Here is a 15,859-nt window from a genome sequence, read left to right as displayed (position 1 = left end):
TTCATACAGGAGGAAATACAATGCAGCTTACAGGTGCAGAGATTATCATTGAATGCCTGAAAGAACAGAAAGTAGATACTGTTTTTGGTTATCCGGGAGGTGCGATCCTCAATGTCTATGATGCTCTCTATAAACACAGTGATGAGATCCATCATGTTCTGACATCTCATGAACAGGGTGCTTCTCATGCCGCAGATGGTTATGCCCGTGCTACAGGAAAAGTCGGAGTATGTCTGGCAACCTCCGGCCCTGGGGCCACAAATCTGGTTACAGGTATTGCGACCGCATACATGGATTCTGTTCCGGTGGTGGCAATCACCGCGAACGTAGGAAAACCACTTCTTGGAAGAGATTCCTTCCAGGAGGTTGATATTGCCGGTATCGTAATGCCGATCACAAAACACAGTTTTATCGTAAAAGACATTTCCATGCTGGCTGATACGATTCGCAAGGCTTTTTATATTGCCAAAAGCGGACGTCCGGGTCCGGTACTGGTAGATGTAACAAAAGACGTGACAGCAGCCACTTATGAGTATTCCGTTCGCCGTCCGGCTACGATTAATCGAGAAGTCGAGACGATTCGCAAAGAAGACCTTGAGGTTGCAGCACAGATGATCGAGGAAGCACAGAAACCGTATATCTTTGTCGGAGGCGGTTCTGTTATTTCCGGAGCATCAAAAGAAATCAGTGAACTGGCGCACAAGATTCAGGCACCGGTTTGCGACAGTCTGATGGGTAAGGGAGCGTTTTCAGGAGAAGATCCTCTGTATACCGGTATGCTTGGTATGCATGGAACAAAGACTTCCGACCTTGGCGTGACACAGTGCGACCTTCTGATCGTACTCGGCGCTCGTTTCAGTGATCGTGTAACAGGTAATGCGAAGACTTTTGCAAATCAGGCAAAGATTCTTCAGATTGATGTTGATGCGGCAGAAATCAATAAGAATGTTGTGGTAGATGCGTCTGTGATCGGAGATGTAAGAGAAGTTCTCCGCAGACTTCTGGAAATGATTCCGGAAGAAAAGCATCCGGAGTGGATCGAACATATTCAGGAGATGAAAGCAAAATATCCACTGAATTATGATCATTCACAGCTTACCGGACCATACATTATAGAGAAACTTTATGAAATCACCAATGGCGATGCAATTATTTCAACAGATGTCGGTCAGCATCAGATGTGGGCTGCACAGTACTTCAAGTACAAAGAACCACGTACTTTCCTGACTTCCGGTGGTCTCGGAACAATGGGATACGGACTTGGAGCTGCAATCGGCGCAAAAATGGGCAGGCCGGACAAAACAGTGGTCAACATTGCAGGAGACGGCTGTTTTCGAATGAATATGAATGAGATCGCAACCGCAGTACGATGCCGTAAACAGCTGTTACAGATTGTTTTGAACAATCATGTACTTGGTATGGTTCGTCAGTGGCAGACCTTATTCTATGACCACAGATATTCACATACCGTTCTTGACGACGCAGTGGATTTTGTGAAAATATCTGAGGGCATGGGTGCGAAGGCAATCCGTGTTACGAAGATGGAAGAAGTAGAACCGGCGATCCGCGAGGCGCTGGCTACAGAAGGACCTGTGGTACTGGACTGCTGGATCGATCAGGATCTCAGCGTGTTCCCGATGGTGCCGGCAGGTGCAAGTCTTAATGATGTATTTGACGAGGAGGATATGAAGAACAATGAGCAGAGTGTATAATTTTTCTGCAGGACCGGCCGTACTGCCGGAACCTGTGCTGAAAGAAGTCGCAGCAGAAATGATGGATTACCAGGGAAGCGGCATGTCCGTTATGGAAATGAGTCACAGAAGCCCTGAGTTCCAGAAAATCATCGATGATGCAGAGCAGGATTTAAGAGATCTGATGAACATTCCGGACAACTATAAGGTATTATTCCTTCAGGGCGGTGCATCACAGCAGTTTGCCATGATTCCGATGAACCTTATGAAAAATGGAGTTGCTGACTATATCGTTACCGGTCAGTGGGCCAAAAAAGCTTACCAGGAAGCACAGAAATACGGAAAAGTAAACAAAATTGCATCTTCCGAGGACAAAACCTTCTCCTATATTCCGGACTGCAGCGATCTTCCGATCAGCCCGGATGCAGATTATGTATACATTTGTGAAAATAATACAATTTACGGAACAAAATTCAAAACACTTCCGAACACAAAAGGCAAAACTCTGGTAGCAGATGTTTCTTCCTGCTTCTTATCTGAGCCTGTAGATGTAAGCAAATATGGCATTATCTATGGTGGCGTTCAGAAAAATATCGGACCTGCAGGTATGGTTATCGCAATCATCCGTGAAGACCTCATCACAGAGGATGTTCTTCCGGGAACACCAACCATGCTTACATACAAAACGCATGCAGATGCAGGCTCCCTTTACAATACCCCGAATGCTTACTGCATTTATGTATGTGGCAAAGTCTTCAAATGGCTGAAAGCTATGGGCGGTCTGGAAGAAATGCAGAGAAGAAATATTGAGAAAGCAAAAATTCTCTATAATTTCCTTGATCAGAGCAAACTCTTCAAAGGCACAGTAGAGCCGGCTTCCCGTTCTCTGATGAACGTTCCTTTTGTTACAGGTGACAAAGACATGGATGCCAAATTCGTAAAAGAAGCAAAGGCAGCAGGTCTTGTAAACCTCAAAGGACACAGAACAGTAGGCGGTATGCGTGCAAGTATCTATAATGCAATGCCAAAAGAAGGCGTAGAAGCTCTCGTTGCATTCATGAAAAAATTCGAGGAGGAAAATGCATAATGTTCCAGTATAAATGCCTCAATCCAATTTCCCAGACAGGTCTCGGACTATTTGGAGAAGAATACAAACAGACAGAAGACCTGAACAATGCCGATGCAGTTTTGGTAAGAAGTGCAAAAATGCATGACATGGAACTTCCGGAGCATGTCAAAGTCATCGCACGTGCAGGTGCTGGTGTCAACAACATTCCTGTTGACGCGTGTGCAGAAAAAGGTATTGTTGTATTTAATACACCGGGAGCAAATGCAAACGGAGTCAAAGAGCTTGTCCTTGCAGGTATGCTTCTTGCTTCACGTGATATCGTTGGCGGTATCGAATGGGTAGCACATGAAGAAGATAAAGAACATATTGACAAACTGGCTGAAAAACAGAAAAAACAGTTTGCAGGATGCGAGATCAGCGGTAAAAAGCTTGGTATCATCGGTCTCGGTGCAATCGGAGCAATGGTTGCAAACTCTGCAACACATCTTGGTATGGAAGTTTACGGATATGACCCTTTTATATCCATTGATGCAGCGTGGAACCTTTCCAGAACCATCAAACACAGCAAATCTCTGGATGAGATCTACAGCCAGTGCGATTACATCACCATCCATGTACCGCTTACCGATAATACTCGCAAGATGATAGACAGAGAGGCTTTCACAAAGATGAAAGACGGTGTTGTACTTTTGAACTTTGCGAGAGATCTTCTTGTAGATGAAGAAGCATTGATCGAAGCACTTGACAGCGGAAAGGTTAAGAAATATGTAACAGACTTTGCAAACCCGCTGGTTGCAGGAAGACAGGGAATCCTTGTAACACCACATCTTGGTGCATCTACAGAGGAATCCGAAGAAAACTGTGCAGTAATGGCAGTGAAAGAAGTAAGAGATTTCCTTGAAAACGGAAATATCAAAAACTCTGTAAACTTCCCGAACTGCGATATGGGAACCTGTGTAGCAGTCGGACGTATTACCATTGCTCACAAAAATATCCCGAACATGATCAGTCAGTTCACAAAGATTCTCGGAAGTGAAGGTCTGAACATTGCCGACATGACCAACAAGAGCCGTGGCGGATATGCATATACCATCATTGATCTGGAAAGTGCAGCATCCAAAGAGGCACTGGATGAACTGAGAGCAATCGAAGGTGTATCCAAAGTACGTGTGATTAAATAATAAAGAGGAGTACCCCGTAGCCATAAAAAGTCCCGGACATAATTGTCCGGGGCTTTTTTGCTGTCTATATAAGTTTTACTTACGGCTTGCAATAAAGTTTTCGACTTCTTCGCGTGTCGGCATGACTCTCAGAGCACCTTTACGTGTGGTGATCAGAGAAGCAGCAGCGTTTGCAAAGGTAAGCAGCTCTTTTAAGTTTTCTTCGGTCAGATCCTCAAGGCCGTGGTCAAGTACATAATTTAAAGTGCTTGCGCAGAAGGTATCACCTGCACCGGTCGTTTCAATCGTGTTTTCCTGAAGGAACGGAGCAACTTCTACACGCATATTTTTGTAATAAGCACGGCTTCCGTCTTTTCCCATAGTGACAAGAATAAGTGGAATGTTGTATTTTTCCTGAATCATGGCAGCGCCTTTGTCGTAGTCTGTGGTTCCGCACATAAATTCCACTTCGTTATCGGAAATTTTTAAGACGTCGCATTTGGACATGCCATATTCAATCTCTGCTTTTGCATCATCCAGAGATTTCCAGAGTGGCGGACGCAGATTTGGATCAAAAGTGATGATGCATCCGGCATCTTTTGCTAGTTCGATGGCATGGCGTGTAGCCGCGCGCACACCTTCATGAGTTGAAGAAAGTGTACCGAAATGGAAAATACGGGAGGACTGGATCAGATCTCTCTGTACTTCCTCTTTTGTAAGCATCATATCGGCACCCGGATCACGGTAGAAAGAAAAGTCGCGGTCACCGTCCGGATATGTATGAACGAAAGCGAGCGTTGTGTGGTAGTTTTCGTCAAGAATCAGATTACGCGTATCGATACCGACTTCCTCCACCGCCGATTTTAACTGATTACCAAACATATCTTTACCGACTTTGCCGATGAAAGCTGTTTTTTTGCCAAGACGCTCCAGCATGGCAAGTACGTTGCAGGGTGCACCGCCCGGATTGGCTTCCATCAGAGGATTTCCCTGAGAACTTTCTCCATTTTCTGTAAAATCGATCAGCAACTCACCGAGAGCTGTTACGTCAAACTGTTTTTTTTTCATAGGATTAAAACCTCCTTAAGTAGCTGTAGTTTTTCTTTTTAGAAAGAAAGATACTATCATCAATTTATCGTAGTAAGGTTGTTTTGTCAAACTAATTTCGTTCTTTTCTTTATTTTTTACAAAAAAAATGCTAAACTAAAACAGAGGATTACAATTCGGGAGAAAATCCTGATGAAATAGAGACAGGAGGGACTTTATGGAAAGCAAAGTATATAAATATATGGATTGGCCAGAGATTGAAGCGGTTGTTTACGGGGAAGAGGCAGCACCGCGTGATCTGATGGCACCGCGAATGACAGCTGATGGAGTATTGGTACAGGGATTCTTTCCGGATGCAGACAGTGTGGAAGTACTTGTAGATACAAAGACCTACAAGATGGAAAAACAGGATGAGGCGGGATATTTTGCAGTAATGCTTCCTATGCGCAAGATTCCGTCATACCAGTACCGCATCACGAAAAGCAAAGAAGTCCGTACGGTGGCAGATCCATATGCATTTCCTGTACAGATTACCGAGGACGAAGAAAAGGCTTTCTGTGCCGGTGTGTATTACCATGCATATGAAAAACTGGGAGCGCATCCGAAAGAGATAGACGGAGTGACCGGAACCAGCTTTGCTGTATGGGCACCGAATGCACTTCGTGTCAGTGTAGTCGGAGACTTTAATAACTGGGATGGCAGATGCCATATGATGCACCGTATGCCGATGTCAGGAATCTACGAACTGTTTATTCCCGGAGTTGGGGATGGTGCAGTTTATAAATACGAAATGAAACTAAAAGGTGGTACGATCCAACTGAAATCGGATCCGTATGCAGTATGTACGGAACTCCCGCCGGCATCAGCATCTGTTGTCAAAGACCTGCGTAATTATGTGTGGGATGATGCTGCGTGGATGGATGCACGTGAGAAATACAAGGATCGTCATCAGCCAGTATCTATTTATGAGACAAGCCTGACTGCCTGGGAAAATCCGCAGGAACTGGTCGATTATGTAAAAAAACTGAAATATACCCATGTGGAACTTCATCCGGTGATGGAATATCTGAATGAGGATTCCGGAGAGTACAGCACCTTTGCTTATTATGCACCGGATCGTCGGTTCGGAATGCCGGAAGATTTTCAGCAGCTGGTCAATGCACTTCACAAAGAGAATATCGGTGTAATTCTGGACTGGACACCGTCACACTTCCCACGTGAGGAAGGCGGACTCGAACTTTTTGATGGTACACCGCTTTACGAAAATCCAGATCCGTCCATGGCAATTCATCCGATGTGGGGAACTCTGTTATTTAATTTTGACAGCCCTATGGTTAAGGATTTCCTTCTTTCCAATGCGTTTTACTGGATGGAATTTTATCATGCAGATGGTCTGAGGCTGGACGATGTCGATTCTATGCTGTATCTTGATTTTGGCAGAGAATATGGACAGTGGAGACCGAATATCTACGGAACAAATGAAAATCTTGAAGCAGTAGAATTTCTGAAACATCTGAATTCCATACTACAGAAAAAACTGCCGGGAACGATGACTATCGCGCAGGAGGACGGTCTCTGGTCAGAACTGACAGGAAGCGTGGAGGATGATAATATTGGTTTTTCTTATAAATGGAACAACAACTGGGCTGGAGATTTCCTGAATTATCTGTCGAAAGATCCGATTGAGCGCCAGTATGTCCATGACCAGCTGACATTGTCTATGCTGTACACGTACTGTGAGCACTTTGTGCTTCCACTTGGAAGCCGCCAGACCGGCGACCAGGAAAGCTTTATGGCGAAACTTCCTGGGGATGATGCGCAAAAGATGAGTCAGATCCGTGCGGCATATTCTTATATGATGCTTCATCCGGGATGTAAGATGATGGCACCGGATAAAGAGGCACCGGAAGAACTTCAGAAATTTATTCATGATCTGAATGAACTGTACGTTTCACAGCCGGCTATGTATCAGATGGATGATGATTATGAGGGATTTGAATGGATCCAGCTTATGAAATATGAAGAAAATGTCCTGACATTCCTTCGTAAGACGGAAAACCCGGATGAAACACTTCTGGCAGTTTGCAACTTTGCGGCAGTTCCATATGAAAATTATCAGGTGGGAGTTCCTTTCTATGGAAAATATAAAGAAATCTTCAACAGTGACCGCAAAGAATATGGCGGACAGGGAATCGTTAATCTGCGTGCAAAGACCTGCAAGCAGGCAGAGTGCGATGAAAGAGAGTATTCCGTTACCTTCAAGATCCCGGCACTTGGTGTAGCTGTATTTTCCTGCACACCGGGAAAGAAACCAGAGAAGCTTGCAGTAGCTGCGAAGAAGCCGGAAACGGCAAAGAAAACAACCCGAAAAATAGCCGCGAAGAAAGACAGCACAAAGAAAGCAGCCGCAAAGAAGGTTGCTGCGAAGAAAATACCGGCAAAAAAGACAACAACAGCCCAAAAAACAACAGCGAAAAAGAACATAAAAAAAGATATTGCAGTATAATAAAACAGCCGTCAGTTTGAAACTGGCGGCTGTTTTTGGAAAAAAAATAAAGCTGAAAATGGGACTCGAACCCACGACCCCTTCATTACGAGTGAAGTGCTCTACCAACTGAGCTATTTCAGCTTATGTTTAGACACAAAATATATTATACCGTATTTCAGCAAAATTGCAAGAAAAAGTTTTTCAGTGGGCATGCATTTTTTTCAGTGCTTGCAATGAGTAAAATTTATGTTATGATAGGAGAATATGAATATATTATTTATATAACGTATTAACTCATAAAAGCGTTGCGAAATGAGAAGCATCTACAGAGGGAGATGAGTTGAATGATAGATGAAACCGAGAAATGTATTCTCGAACGAATAGATGCGCACAGAGAACAGATTATTGCATTTGCAGAGGATATTGCTGCACATCCGGAGCCAGGGTTTGAAGAAGTACGGACGGCCGGAAAAACGGCAGAGTTTTTGAAATCTCTCGGTTATAAATTGACAGAGAACCTTGCCTTTACCGGGGTAAAAGGTGAGACGAGGCGAAAAGACGGTCCGACGCTGACTGTGATTGGCGAGCTGGATGCGATCGGATGCCATTCTCATCCGATGGCTGACAGACAGACCGGGGTTGCTCATGCCTGCGGACACCATGCACAGATGGCAGCGATGATCGGCTGCGCGATTGCAATGGCTGATCCGGAAATACAGGAAGAGCTGGATGGCAATGTGAATTTTCTTGCGGTTCCGGCAGAAGAATATATTGATGCAGATAAGCGTACCCGCCTGAAAGAACAAGGAATCGAATTTTGTTGTGGTAAGAGTGAGATGATCCGAACAGGGGTATTTGATGATACAGATATTGCACTTACGACACATGTGCATATGGTCCCGGTAAAAGAAGATTTTTACCTTGGAAATCCTCCATGCAACGGCTATACGGCAGAGCAAGTGACAGTACGGGGAAAGGCAGCACATGGGGCGATTGATCCGTGGAATGGAGTAAATGCCTTAAGCATCACGACCAGTGCAATCCAGATGATGGGGCTGATGAGAGAGACTTTCCGGGAGGAAGATCATGTGAGACTTCACAATGTGATCCGTAAGGCAGGCGATGTGATCAACAGTGTGCCGGATGAGGCAGTCATTGAGACGAAGGTACGTGCGGCATCATTGGAGCGGATCGAGCAGGTTATGGAGATGGTAAACCGTGCGTATGCCGGTTCAGCCTATGCTTTTGGTGGGAAAATAGAAAGAGAAGTCCTTCAAGGCTATATGCCGATTCTTCCTCGTGAGGCAGATGAAGCGCTGATTGAGGCGGCAAATGATCTGGGACTCGATTATCGCACAGTACAAAAAGGCGATTTCAATAATGCCTGTACCGATGTAGGGGATCTGAGTCACCTTCTTCCGATCGTTAATTTTACTTTTAAAGGATTTGAAGGTAAACTACACGGGGCTGACTTTAAGATCACCGATCCGGAAAAAGCTTATATTTTGCCGGCGAAGCTTCTGGCACTGACTGCATATAAGCTCCTTCGAAATGGCGGAGAAGAGGCAAAAGAAATCAAAGACAGCTACACACCGTTTTTTGATAAAGACAGCTACATACAATATGTAAAGAAAATCACAGAGAAAAAGGCTGATTAATATAATAAGAAAAACAGCAGGAGGACAGACAGAAGAAAAATGACAGAAAAATGTTTGGAATTAAAAGAGATAAAAAAGTCGTTTTCAAAAGAAGAGACCGTATTGAAGGAGATCAGTCTTTCGATTGATAAAGGAGAGTTTATCACGCTCCTTGGATCTTCCGGCTGCGGAAAGACGACAACACTGCGTATTATAGCAGGACTTGAAACACCGGATTCCGGGAGAGTATTCCTTGATGGCAGAGATGTGACCGGCCTGGCACCGGAGGCGCGTGATGTCAATACAGTATTTCAGAATTATGCACTCTTTCCGCATATGACAGTTGCAGACAATATCGGATATGGACTGAAACTGAAAAAAACACCGAAAGCGGAGATTAAGAAACGTGTATCGGAGATGTTGGATCTCGTGCAGCTTCCGGGATTTGAGAAAAGAAAGCCGTCCGAGCTATCCGGAGGACAGAGACAGCGTGTGGCAATCGCAAGAGCACTGGTCAATAATCCGAAGGTCCTTCTTCTCGATGAACCTCTTGGCGCTCTGGATCTCCAGCTTCGCCGTGCCATGCAGCTTGAACTGAAGAAATTACAGAAAAAACTTGGTATTACTTTTATCTATATCACGCATGATCAGGAAGAGGCCATCAATATGTCTGATCGTATCGCAGTTATGAATCAGGGTACTTTCGAGCAGATCGGAACACCGGATGAGATTTATAATCATCCCCAAACGAGCTATGTAGCGACATTCGTTGGAAATGCCAATATCCTGAAAGGTACAGTGGAAGGAAGAGAAGGTGCAGACCTTAAGATTGCCATTGCCGGAGGCAGCGTTCTTGTTGTATCTGAAGGCAGAGAACTTAAGGTGGGTAAGCCAGTTACTCTGGCTGTCCGAAGCGAAAATCTGATCTTTGATGAAAACTGCGGAGAGGGCCTTCCGGCAGAAGTTATTGAAAAAAGTTTTGCAGGTGGTCTTCTTCGTGTCGTACTGAAACTTGCAGACGGAACAGAAGTTGTTGCAAACAGACATGGCATTGATGCAGGTGTGGAGCCGGGACAGAAAGTAACCTGTTCCTTTGCAGCAGAAAATGCGGTTCTGGTTGATCTTCCGGACGAAGCAGAAAGAGGGGCAGAAGTATGAAAAAACAGAAATCCGGCTCTGTCTGGATGATCCTGCCACTGTATATTTTTACACTGATCTTTGTTGCGGGTCCTCTGCTTTATATGGTTGCCTTAAGTTTTGCACAGCCGAAGGCAGGACATGGTGTAGAATGGATTTTTACCCTTGATAATTATCGTAAAATCCTTGATCCGGTATATATGAAGACATTTACAGGATCCTTTCAGCTGGCGGTAACCAGTACACTCATCATTTGTCTGCTCGGTTATCCGTTTGGATATTTTATGGCAAAGCTGTCTGATAAATGGAAAAAACGTGCGATGATCTTTCTGATGCTGCCGTTCTGGGTAAATTCACTGATACGTCTTTATGGATGGATGATAATCCTGCAGACAAAAGGACTTTTAAATCACGTATTAAAAAGTCTGGGACTGATTGAAAAGCCTCTGAGGATCTTGTACAGTTATCCCGCAATCGTAATCGGTATGACTTATGTACTTTTGCCGTTTATGATCCTTTCTGTATATTCGAGTGCAGAGAAACTGGACTGGTCACTTGTAGAAGCAGCAAGAGATCTCGGCGCAAGTCCGATGAAGGCTTTTTGGACGGTGTCTTTTAAACTGACACTTCCGGGGCTTTTATCCGGGGTGATCCTGACATTTATTCCGTCCATGGGACTGTTTTTTATTGCAGATATCCTCGGTGGCAACAAAATCGTCCTTGTCGGAAGTCTGATTCAGGAGCAGATGACAAAAGGAAATAACTGGCCGTTTGCAGCAGCGCTGGCAGTTGTTCTGATGGTTCTGACAACTCTTATGATCATGTTGTATCGTAAAATAACAAATGCAAAAGAATTGGAGGGTGTGGGATGAAAAAGAAAAATTCAAAACTCTCCGGATTTTATCTGGGTCTGATTTTTGTACTGATGTATCTGCCGATCGCGGTCGTCATTGTATTTTCATTTAATGAATCAAAACTCCCTGTAAGATTTACCGGATTTTCACTGAAATGGTATCAGGAACTGATTCATGATGATGCGATGCTGGAAGCACTGGGCAACAGTTTATTCCTTGGTGTGATAAGCTGCTTTGTCTCCGCAGTGATCGGAACTCTGGGTGCGGTCGGCCTTTCCAGAATCCACTGGAAAACAAAAGGCATTTTGGAATATATTTCCATTCTTCCGCTCATGATTCCGGAAATCATTCTCGGTATGGTACTGATGGCATTTTTCTATATGATGAATCTGCCGTTTGGTATGCTGACACTGTTGATCGGCCATACGGTATTCTGTGTGCCGTATATTCTGATGGAGGTCAAGGCAAGACTTGCGGGTATGGATCCTTCGCTTGAAGAGGCGGCCAGAGATCTTGGAGCCGGACCGTTTCGGGCTTTCTGGGACATCATTCTTCCGCTTATTATGCCGGCAGTTATGTCCGGATCACTTCTGGCATTTGCTATGTCCATGGATGATGTCGTAATCAGCATTTTTATTAACGGACCACGTCTGGCAACTCTGCCGATTAAAGTGTATACGCAGATCAAGACAGGAGTTACACCGGAGGTAAATGCCCTATGTACAATCATGCTTGTCTTTACGGTTCTGATTTTATTCGTTTATACAATGATAGGCAAGGTGACAAAGGGAAACAACAAAAACAGCTAATAAACTCTTTTCAATAAGGGCAAAGTAAGTTATACTGAACATGTCTGGACTTTGTAAAGAGGTTATCTAGAGACAAGAAAGACTAGAAGAGGAGAGACGAATATGAAAAAATTGTTAGTATGTGCATTATGTGCAGCAATGGTAGTTCCTGCATTCAGCGTATCTGTAAGCGCAGATTCCAAGGAACTGGTACTTTACACATGGGAAAACATGTTTCCGCAGGAAGTACTGGATGGCTTCGAAGAAGAAACTGGAATAAAAGTGGTATATTCCAACTTTGATACAGATGAAAACATGCTGGAGAAGCTTTCCATGGCAAAAGGCGGAGATTATGACGTCGTTGTTGCAGATGACTATATTATCGAAACAGCAATCCAGGAAGGACTTGTAGAAAAACTTGATACTTCCAAATTATCCGGATGGGACAACATCAATCCATTGTATCAGGGCCAGTTCTATGATCCGAATGATGAATATACCGCTCCGTACGGCGCAGGAATTCCGCTGATCGTTTATGATCCGGATATGGTAGACATTGACATCAAAGGTTATGGAGATCTCTGGGATGAATCTCTTGAGGACAGCATTGCACTGACAGCAAACTATCGTGTTATCAATGGTATTACAAATTTGGCGCTTGGTCAGGATTTCAACGATCAGAACCTGGATGATATTGCAAAAACAGGCAAAAAACTTCTCGAGCTTGCTCCGAATGTTCGTCTGATCCAGGATGACAATACACAGGATTCTCTCCTTAATGGAGAAGCAAGTGTGGCATTCCTTTATACATCACAGGTAACTGCAGCCCTTCAGGAAAACCCGGACCTTAAGGTCGTATATCCGGAAGAGGGTCTTGGATTTGGTGTAATGGGTATGTTCATTCCGAGTGAAGCACCGGATAAGGATGAAGCATATCAGTTTATGGATTACATCCTTCAGCCGGAAAATGCAGCAAAATGCTTTGATTACATTGGATACTACTGTACAAATAAAGCAGCAGATTCACTTCTGGAAAACCAGAATCTCGTTGTACCGGATTCTGTAACAGAAGGTTCCGCAGTAGAAAATATCAGCGCAGAAGCAGAAGAAGCTTACAATAAGAACTGGACAGAATTTAAGGCAGCCTGCGACTGATAAGAACAAGGGGGAAGCAGGATGGAAATCTATAAAGGTATTGCTACCTTTTCAGGAATAGCCATCGGCAAAGTACTGTATTACAGCAGAGGGGAGTACCAGATACGTCAGTGTCTGGTCAGCAACATTAAAAAAGAAATCAGCGATTTTCAGGAAGCAAGGCTTCAGGCAGTTCATAAATTACACGAACTGTATGAAGCCAGCCGGCTCCTCAATGAGCAGGAGGCACATGTTTTCTTAAGACAGATCAAACTTCTGGAATCAGAAAGTTATCAGAATGCAATCGAAAGCAGCATTGCCCATGAAAAGGTGAATGCTGCTTATGCAGTTATGATCAATAGAGATGAGCTTGTTGAGACATTCCGTAATCTGGAAGAACCGGTCATTCGCAGACGAATCAACGATATGCAGGAGATTTCCAATCGCCTGATTCAGATCCTTGGTGGTGCGGCAATCCGCATCAACCTCGGGGATGAGCCGGTGATCCTTGTGGCGGAGGCGCTGTCTCCGACGGAAATCATGGAAATGGATAAAGATAAACTTCTCGCAGTGGTCATGCACCATGGTTCTACCGTTTCGCATGCATCGATCATGGCGAAGACAATGGAAATCCCGACGCTGGTTGACATTGCCGCTGATGATGAGTGGGATGGAATGACTGCAATTGTAGACGGATATACCGGCACATTTTATCTGAATCCGGATGCGGAGATCCGACGGGAATATGAAATTCGCCTCGAGGCAGACCACAGGGAGCGAGAGGCTCTTCTTGAATTAAAAGCCCAGAAGGATGAGACAAAAGATGGAAGAAAGATCGGACTTTATGCAAATATCGGCAACATGAGTGACCTGAGCAGCGTGCTTTATTACGGTGCGAAGGGTATCGGACTTCTTCGAAGTGAATTCCAGTACCTCGGTCGTGAGAATTATCCGAGAGAAAACGAGTTGTTCCGTGCGTATAAAAAAGTGGCTGAGACGATGGGAGAACGGCTGGCTGTGATTCGTACTGCAGATCTTGGCGCAGATAAGCAGGCACCTTATCTGGACATTCCGCAGGAGACCAATCCGATCATGGGTAACCGCGGAATCCGTCTCTGTCTGGATCGAAGAAGAATGTTTAAGGCACAGCTTCGCGCAATCTATCGTGCCAGTGCTTACGGCAATCTCGCGATGATGTTTCCAATGATCGATTCCGAAGAAGAAATGGATGAGATTGAGATGATTATCGGGGAAGTGAAGGAAGGCCTGCGCGAGAAAGATATTCCATTTAAGGATATCATGACAGGAATCATGATCGAGACACCGGCAGCAGTTATGATCAGCCGTGAACTTGCAATCAGAGTAGATTTTCTGAGCATCGGAACGAATGATCTTACACAGTATACGCTGGCGATGGACCGTCAGAATCCGCTTTTGAAGGACAAGTACAATGACCATCATCCGGCCGTCCTTCGTATGGTGCGAATGGTGGTGGAATCGGCACATAAAGAAGGAAAGCGCGTTGGAATTTGTGGGGAGCTTGCTGCGGATACAGCTCTTACCGGTAAATTCCTTGAAATGGGAGTTGATTTTCTTTCAGTTGTACCGGCGTGCGTACTTCCTGTCCGTAAAGCAATTCGGGAAACAGATCTTAGTGGAGTATCTGCACCGGAAGTAAATGAGGATAATAATGAATAAAAAAAGTAAAGTAATTCTTCTTCCCTGTAGTTCATACAGGGAAGAAATTGTTTATGAGAATCTTGAAATCGGCCTGGAGCTTCTGGGCGGAATCGAGAAGATTGTAAAGAAAGAAGAGTCTATTCTGCTGAAACCCAATCTGCTCAAAAAAGCAGAAGTTGACAAAGCAGTCATCACGCATCCGTCTGTAGTCGGTATGTTTGCCAGATTGATGAGAGAAAAGGGATATCAGGATCTTTCACTTGCTGATTCCTGTGGTAATGGTACGACAACCAGAGTGATTCATGGTACCGGAATCGACAGGTATCTGGAAAAGTATGGGATTACGGCAATTGATTATTCGAAGGGAATACGTGTAGAATATCCGGAGGGGATTCAGGCAAAAGAATTTATCCTGCCGAAAGAACTTCTGGAAAAAGACTGTGTGATTTCTCTTTGCAAGATGAAGACGCATGCGTTGGAGAGAATTACCGGCGCAGTAAAAAACAGTTATGGCTTTATCTATGGATTCCATAAGGCGAAAGGACATACCCTTTATCCGAGTGCAGATAGTTTTGCGAGAATGCTTGTCGATCTGAATCAGTATGTAAAGCCAAGGCTTTATATTATGGATGGCATTGTTGCGATGGAAGGGAACGGACCAGGTTCCGGAGATCCGGCACCAATGAATGTGATGTTGATGTCGCAGGACCCTGTAGCACTGGACAGTGTGTTTTGTAACCTGATACATCTTAAGCCGGAAATGGTACCGACCAATTATCATGGCGAAAAGATGGGACTTGGTACCTGGAAAAAAGAAGAGATAGAGATCATGACTCCTGCCGGAATGATCAGTATGGAAGATGCTGTTGCCCAGTATGGAAATCCGTATTTTGATGTAGATCGGCGTGTGGCGTGTTCGGGTATGTGGGAGCGGCTTGCAAAAGCGCTGAATATTTTCCAGAAGAAACCGTACATTGAGCCGGAGCGATGCATTCGTTGCGGAATTTGCGTAAAGAGCTGTCCTGTACCGGATAAGGCTGTGGATTTCCGAAAGGGCAGAGAAAATCCACCAGTTTACGATTACAGGAAATGTATCCGGTGTTTCTGCTGCCAGGAAATGTGCCCGGAGAAGGCAATAAAAGTAAAATAATATAAAAAACCAGGGCATTGTTTC

At 44.5% G+C, this 15,859-nt stretch carries 12 protein-coding genes and 1 tRNA gene; 11 read left to right on the top strand and 2 right to left on the bottom strand.

Translation table 11 applies throughout. The features are described from left to right. Window positions 1–20: 20 nt before the first annotated feature. From ilvB to BQ7344_RS02815, 3 genes are read left to right on the top strand one after another with little or no spacing between them, the layout of a single operon-like run. Window positions 21–1,712: a biosynthetic-type acetolactate synthase large subunit gene (gene ilvB, locus BQ7344_RS02825; protein ID WP_072521351.1), complete on the top strand. Its 1,692-nt coding sequence runs from the start codon at window positions 21–23 to the stop codon at window positions 1,710–1,712. Then, on the top strand, window positions 1,696–2,778 hold the full coding sequence (gene serC / locus BQ7344_RS02820; protein ID WP_072521350.1) for a 3-phosphoserine/phosphohydroxythreonine transaminase: 1,083 nt from the start codon (window positions 1,696–1,698) through the stop codon (window positions 2,776–2,778). Before ilvB ends, serC begins: the two co-directional genes overlap by 17 nt. Continuing rightward, window positions 2,778–3,941, top strand: coding sequence for a phosphoglycerate dehydrogenase (locus BQ7344_RS02815; protein ID WP_072521349.1), 1,164 nt, complete (start codon window positions 2,778–2,780; stop codon window positions 3,939–3,941). The genes serC and BQ7344_RS02815 overlap by 1 nt, the downstream gene beginning before the upstream one ends. A gap of 75 nt (window positions 3,942–4,016) precedes the next feature. Here the strand turns inward: BQ7344_RS02815 and BQ7344_RS02810 are convergent, their stop codons facing one another. Next, window positions 4,017–4,988, bottom strand: coding sequence for a carbohydrate kinase family protein (locus BQ7344_RS02810; protein ID WP_072521348.1), 972 nt, complete (start codon window positions 4,986–4,988; stop codon window positions 4,017–4,019). Window positions 4,989–5,184: 196 nt separating this feature from the next. Here BQ7344_RS02810 and glgB point away from each other — a divergent pair, with 196 nt between their 5' ends. Beyond that, on the top strand, window positions 5,185–7,473 hold the full coding sequence (gene glgB, locus BQ7344_RS02805) for a 1,4-alpha-glucan branching enzyme (protein WP_072521347.1): 2,289 nt from the start codon (window positions 5,185–5,187) through the stop codon (window positions 7,471–7,473). A 50-nt stretch (window positions 7,474–7,523) separates the two neighbouring features. Here glgB and BQ7344_RS02800 read toward each other — a convergent pair. Beyond that, window positions 7,524–7,596, bottom strand: a tRNA-Thr gene (locus BQ7344_RS02800). Window positions 7,597–7,799: 203 nt separating this feature from the next. Here BQ7344_RS02800 and BQ7344_RS02795 point away from each other — a divergent pair. From BQ7344_RS02795 to BQ7344_RS02765, 7 genes are all read left to right on the top strand, one after another. Continuing rightward, window positions 7,800–9,113 (top strand): amidohydrolase, encoded by a 1,314-nt coding sequence (locus BQ7344_RS02795; RefSeq protein ID WP_083585466.1) that lies wholly within the window; start codon window positions 7,800–7,802, stop codon window positions 9,111–9,113. A 39-nt stretch (window positions 9,114–9,152) separates the two neighbouring features. Further along, a complete protein-coding gene (locus BQ7344_RS02790) occupies window positions 9,153–10,250 on the top strand; it encodes an ABC transporter ATP-binding protein (protein ID WP_072521346.1) in 1,098 nt (365 codons plus the stop codon). After that, complete coding sequence (locus BQ7344_RS02785; protein ID WP_072521345.1) at window positions 10,247–11,101, top strand: ABC transporter permease; 855 nt, start codon at window positions 10,247–10,249, stop codon at window positions 11,099–11,101. Before BQ7344_RS02790 ends, BQ7344_RS02785 begins: the two co-directional genes overlap by 4 nt. Continuing rightward, window positions 11,098–11,892 carry an ABC transporter permease gene (locus BQ7344_RS02780; protein WP_072521344.1) on the top strand — a complete coding sequence of 265 codons (795 nt, stop codon included), beginning with the start codon at window positions 11,098–11,100 and terminating at the stop codon, window positions 11,890–11,892. Before BQ7344_RS02785 ends, BQ7344_RS02780 begins: the two co-directional genes overlap by 4 nt. Before the next feature lie 102 nt (window positions 11,893–11,994). Further along, entirely contained in the window at window positions 11,995–13,026 is a 1,032-nt protein-coding gene (locus BQ7344_RS02775; RefSeq protein WP_072521343.1) for a polyamine ABC transporter substrate-binding protein, read from the top strand. Between the two features lie 21 nt (window positions 13,027–13,047). Further along, on the top strand, window positions 13,048–14,703 hold the full coding sequence (gene ptsP, locus BQ7344_RS02770) for a phosphoenolpyruvate--protein phosphotransferase (RefSeq protein ID WP_072521342.1): 1,656 nt from the start codon (window positions 13,048–13,050) through the stop codon (window positions 14,701–14,703). Beyond that, window positions 14,696–15,835 carry a DUF362 domain-containing protein gene (locus tag BQ7344_RS02765; RefSeq protein WP_072521341.1) on the top strand — a complete coding sequence of 380 codons (1,140 nt, stop codon included), beginning with the start codon at window positions 14,696–14,698 and terminating at the stop codon, window positions 15,833–15,835. The genes ptsP and BQ7344_RS02765 overlap by 8 nt, the downstream gene beginning before the upstream one ends. Window positions 15,836–15,859: the final 24 nt, after the last annotated feature.

This window comes from Blautia sp. Marseille-P3087 (assembly GCF_900120195.1).
In the GTDB taxonomy this organism is placed as follows: domain Bacteria; phylum Bacillota; class Clostridia; order Lachnospirales; family Lachnospiraceae; genus Blautia_A.
Note: the sequence above shows the minus strand (reverse complement) of the source record. Positions and strands in the feature narration are given on the sequence as shown.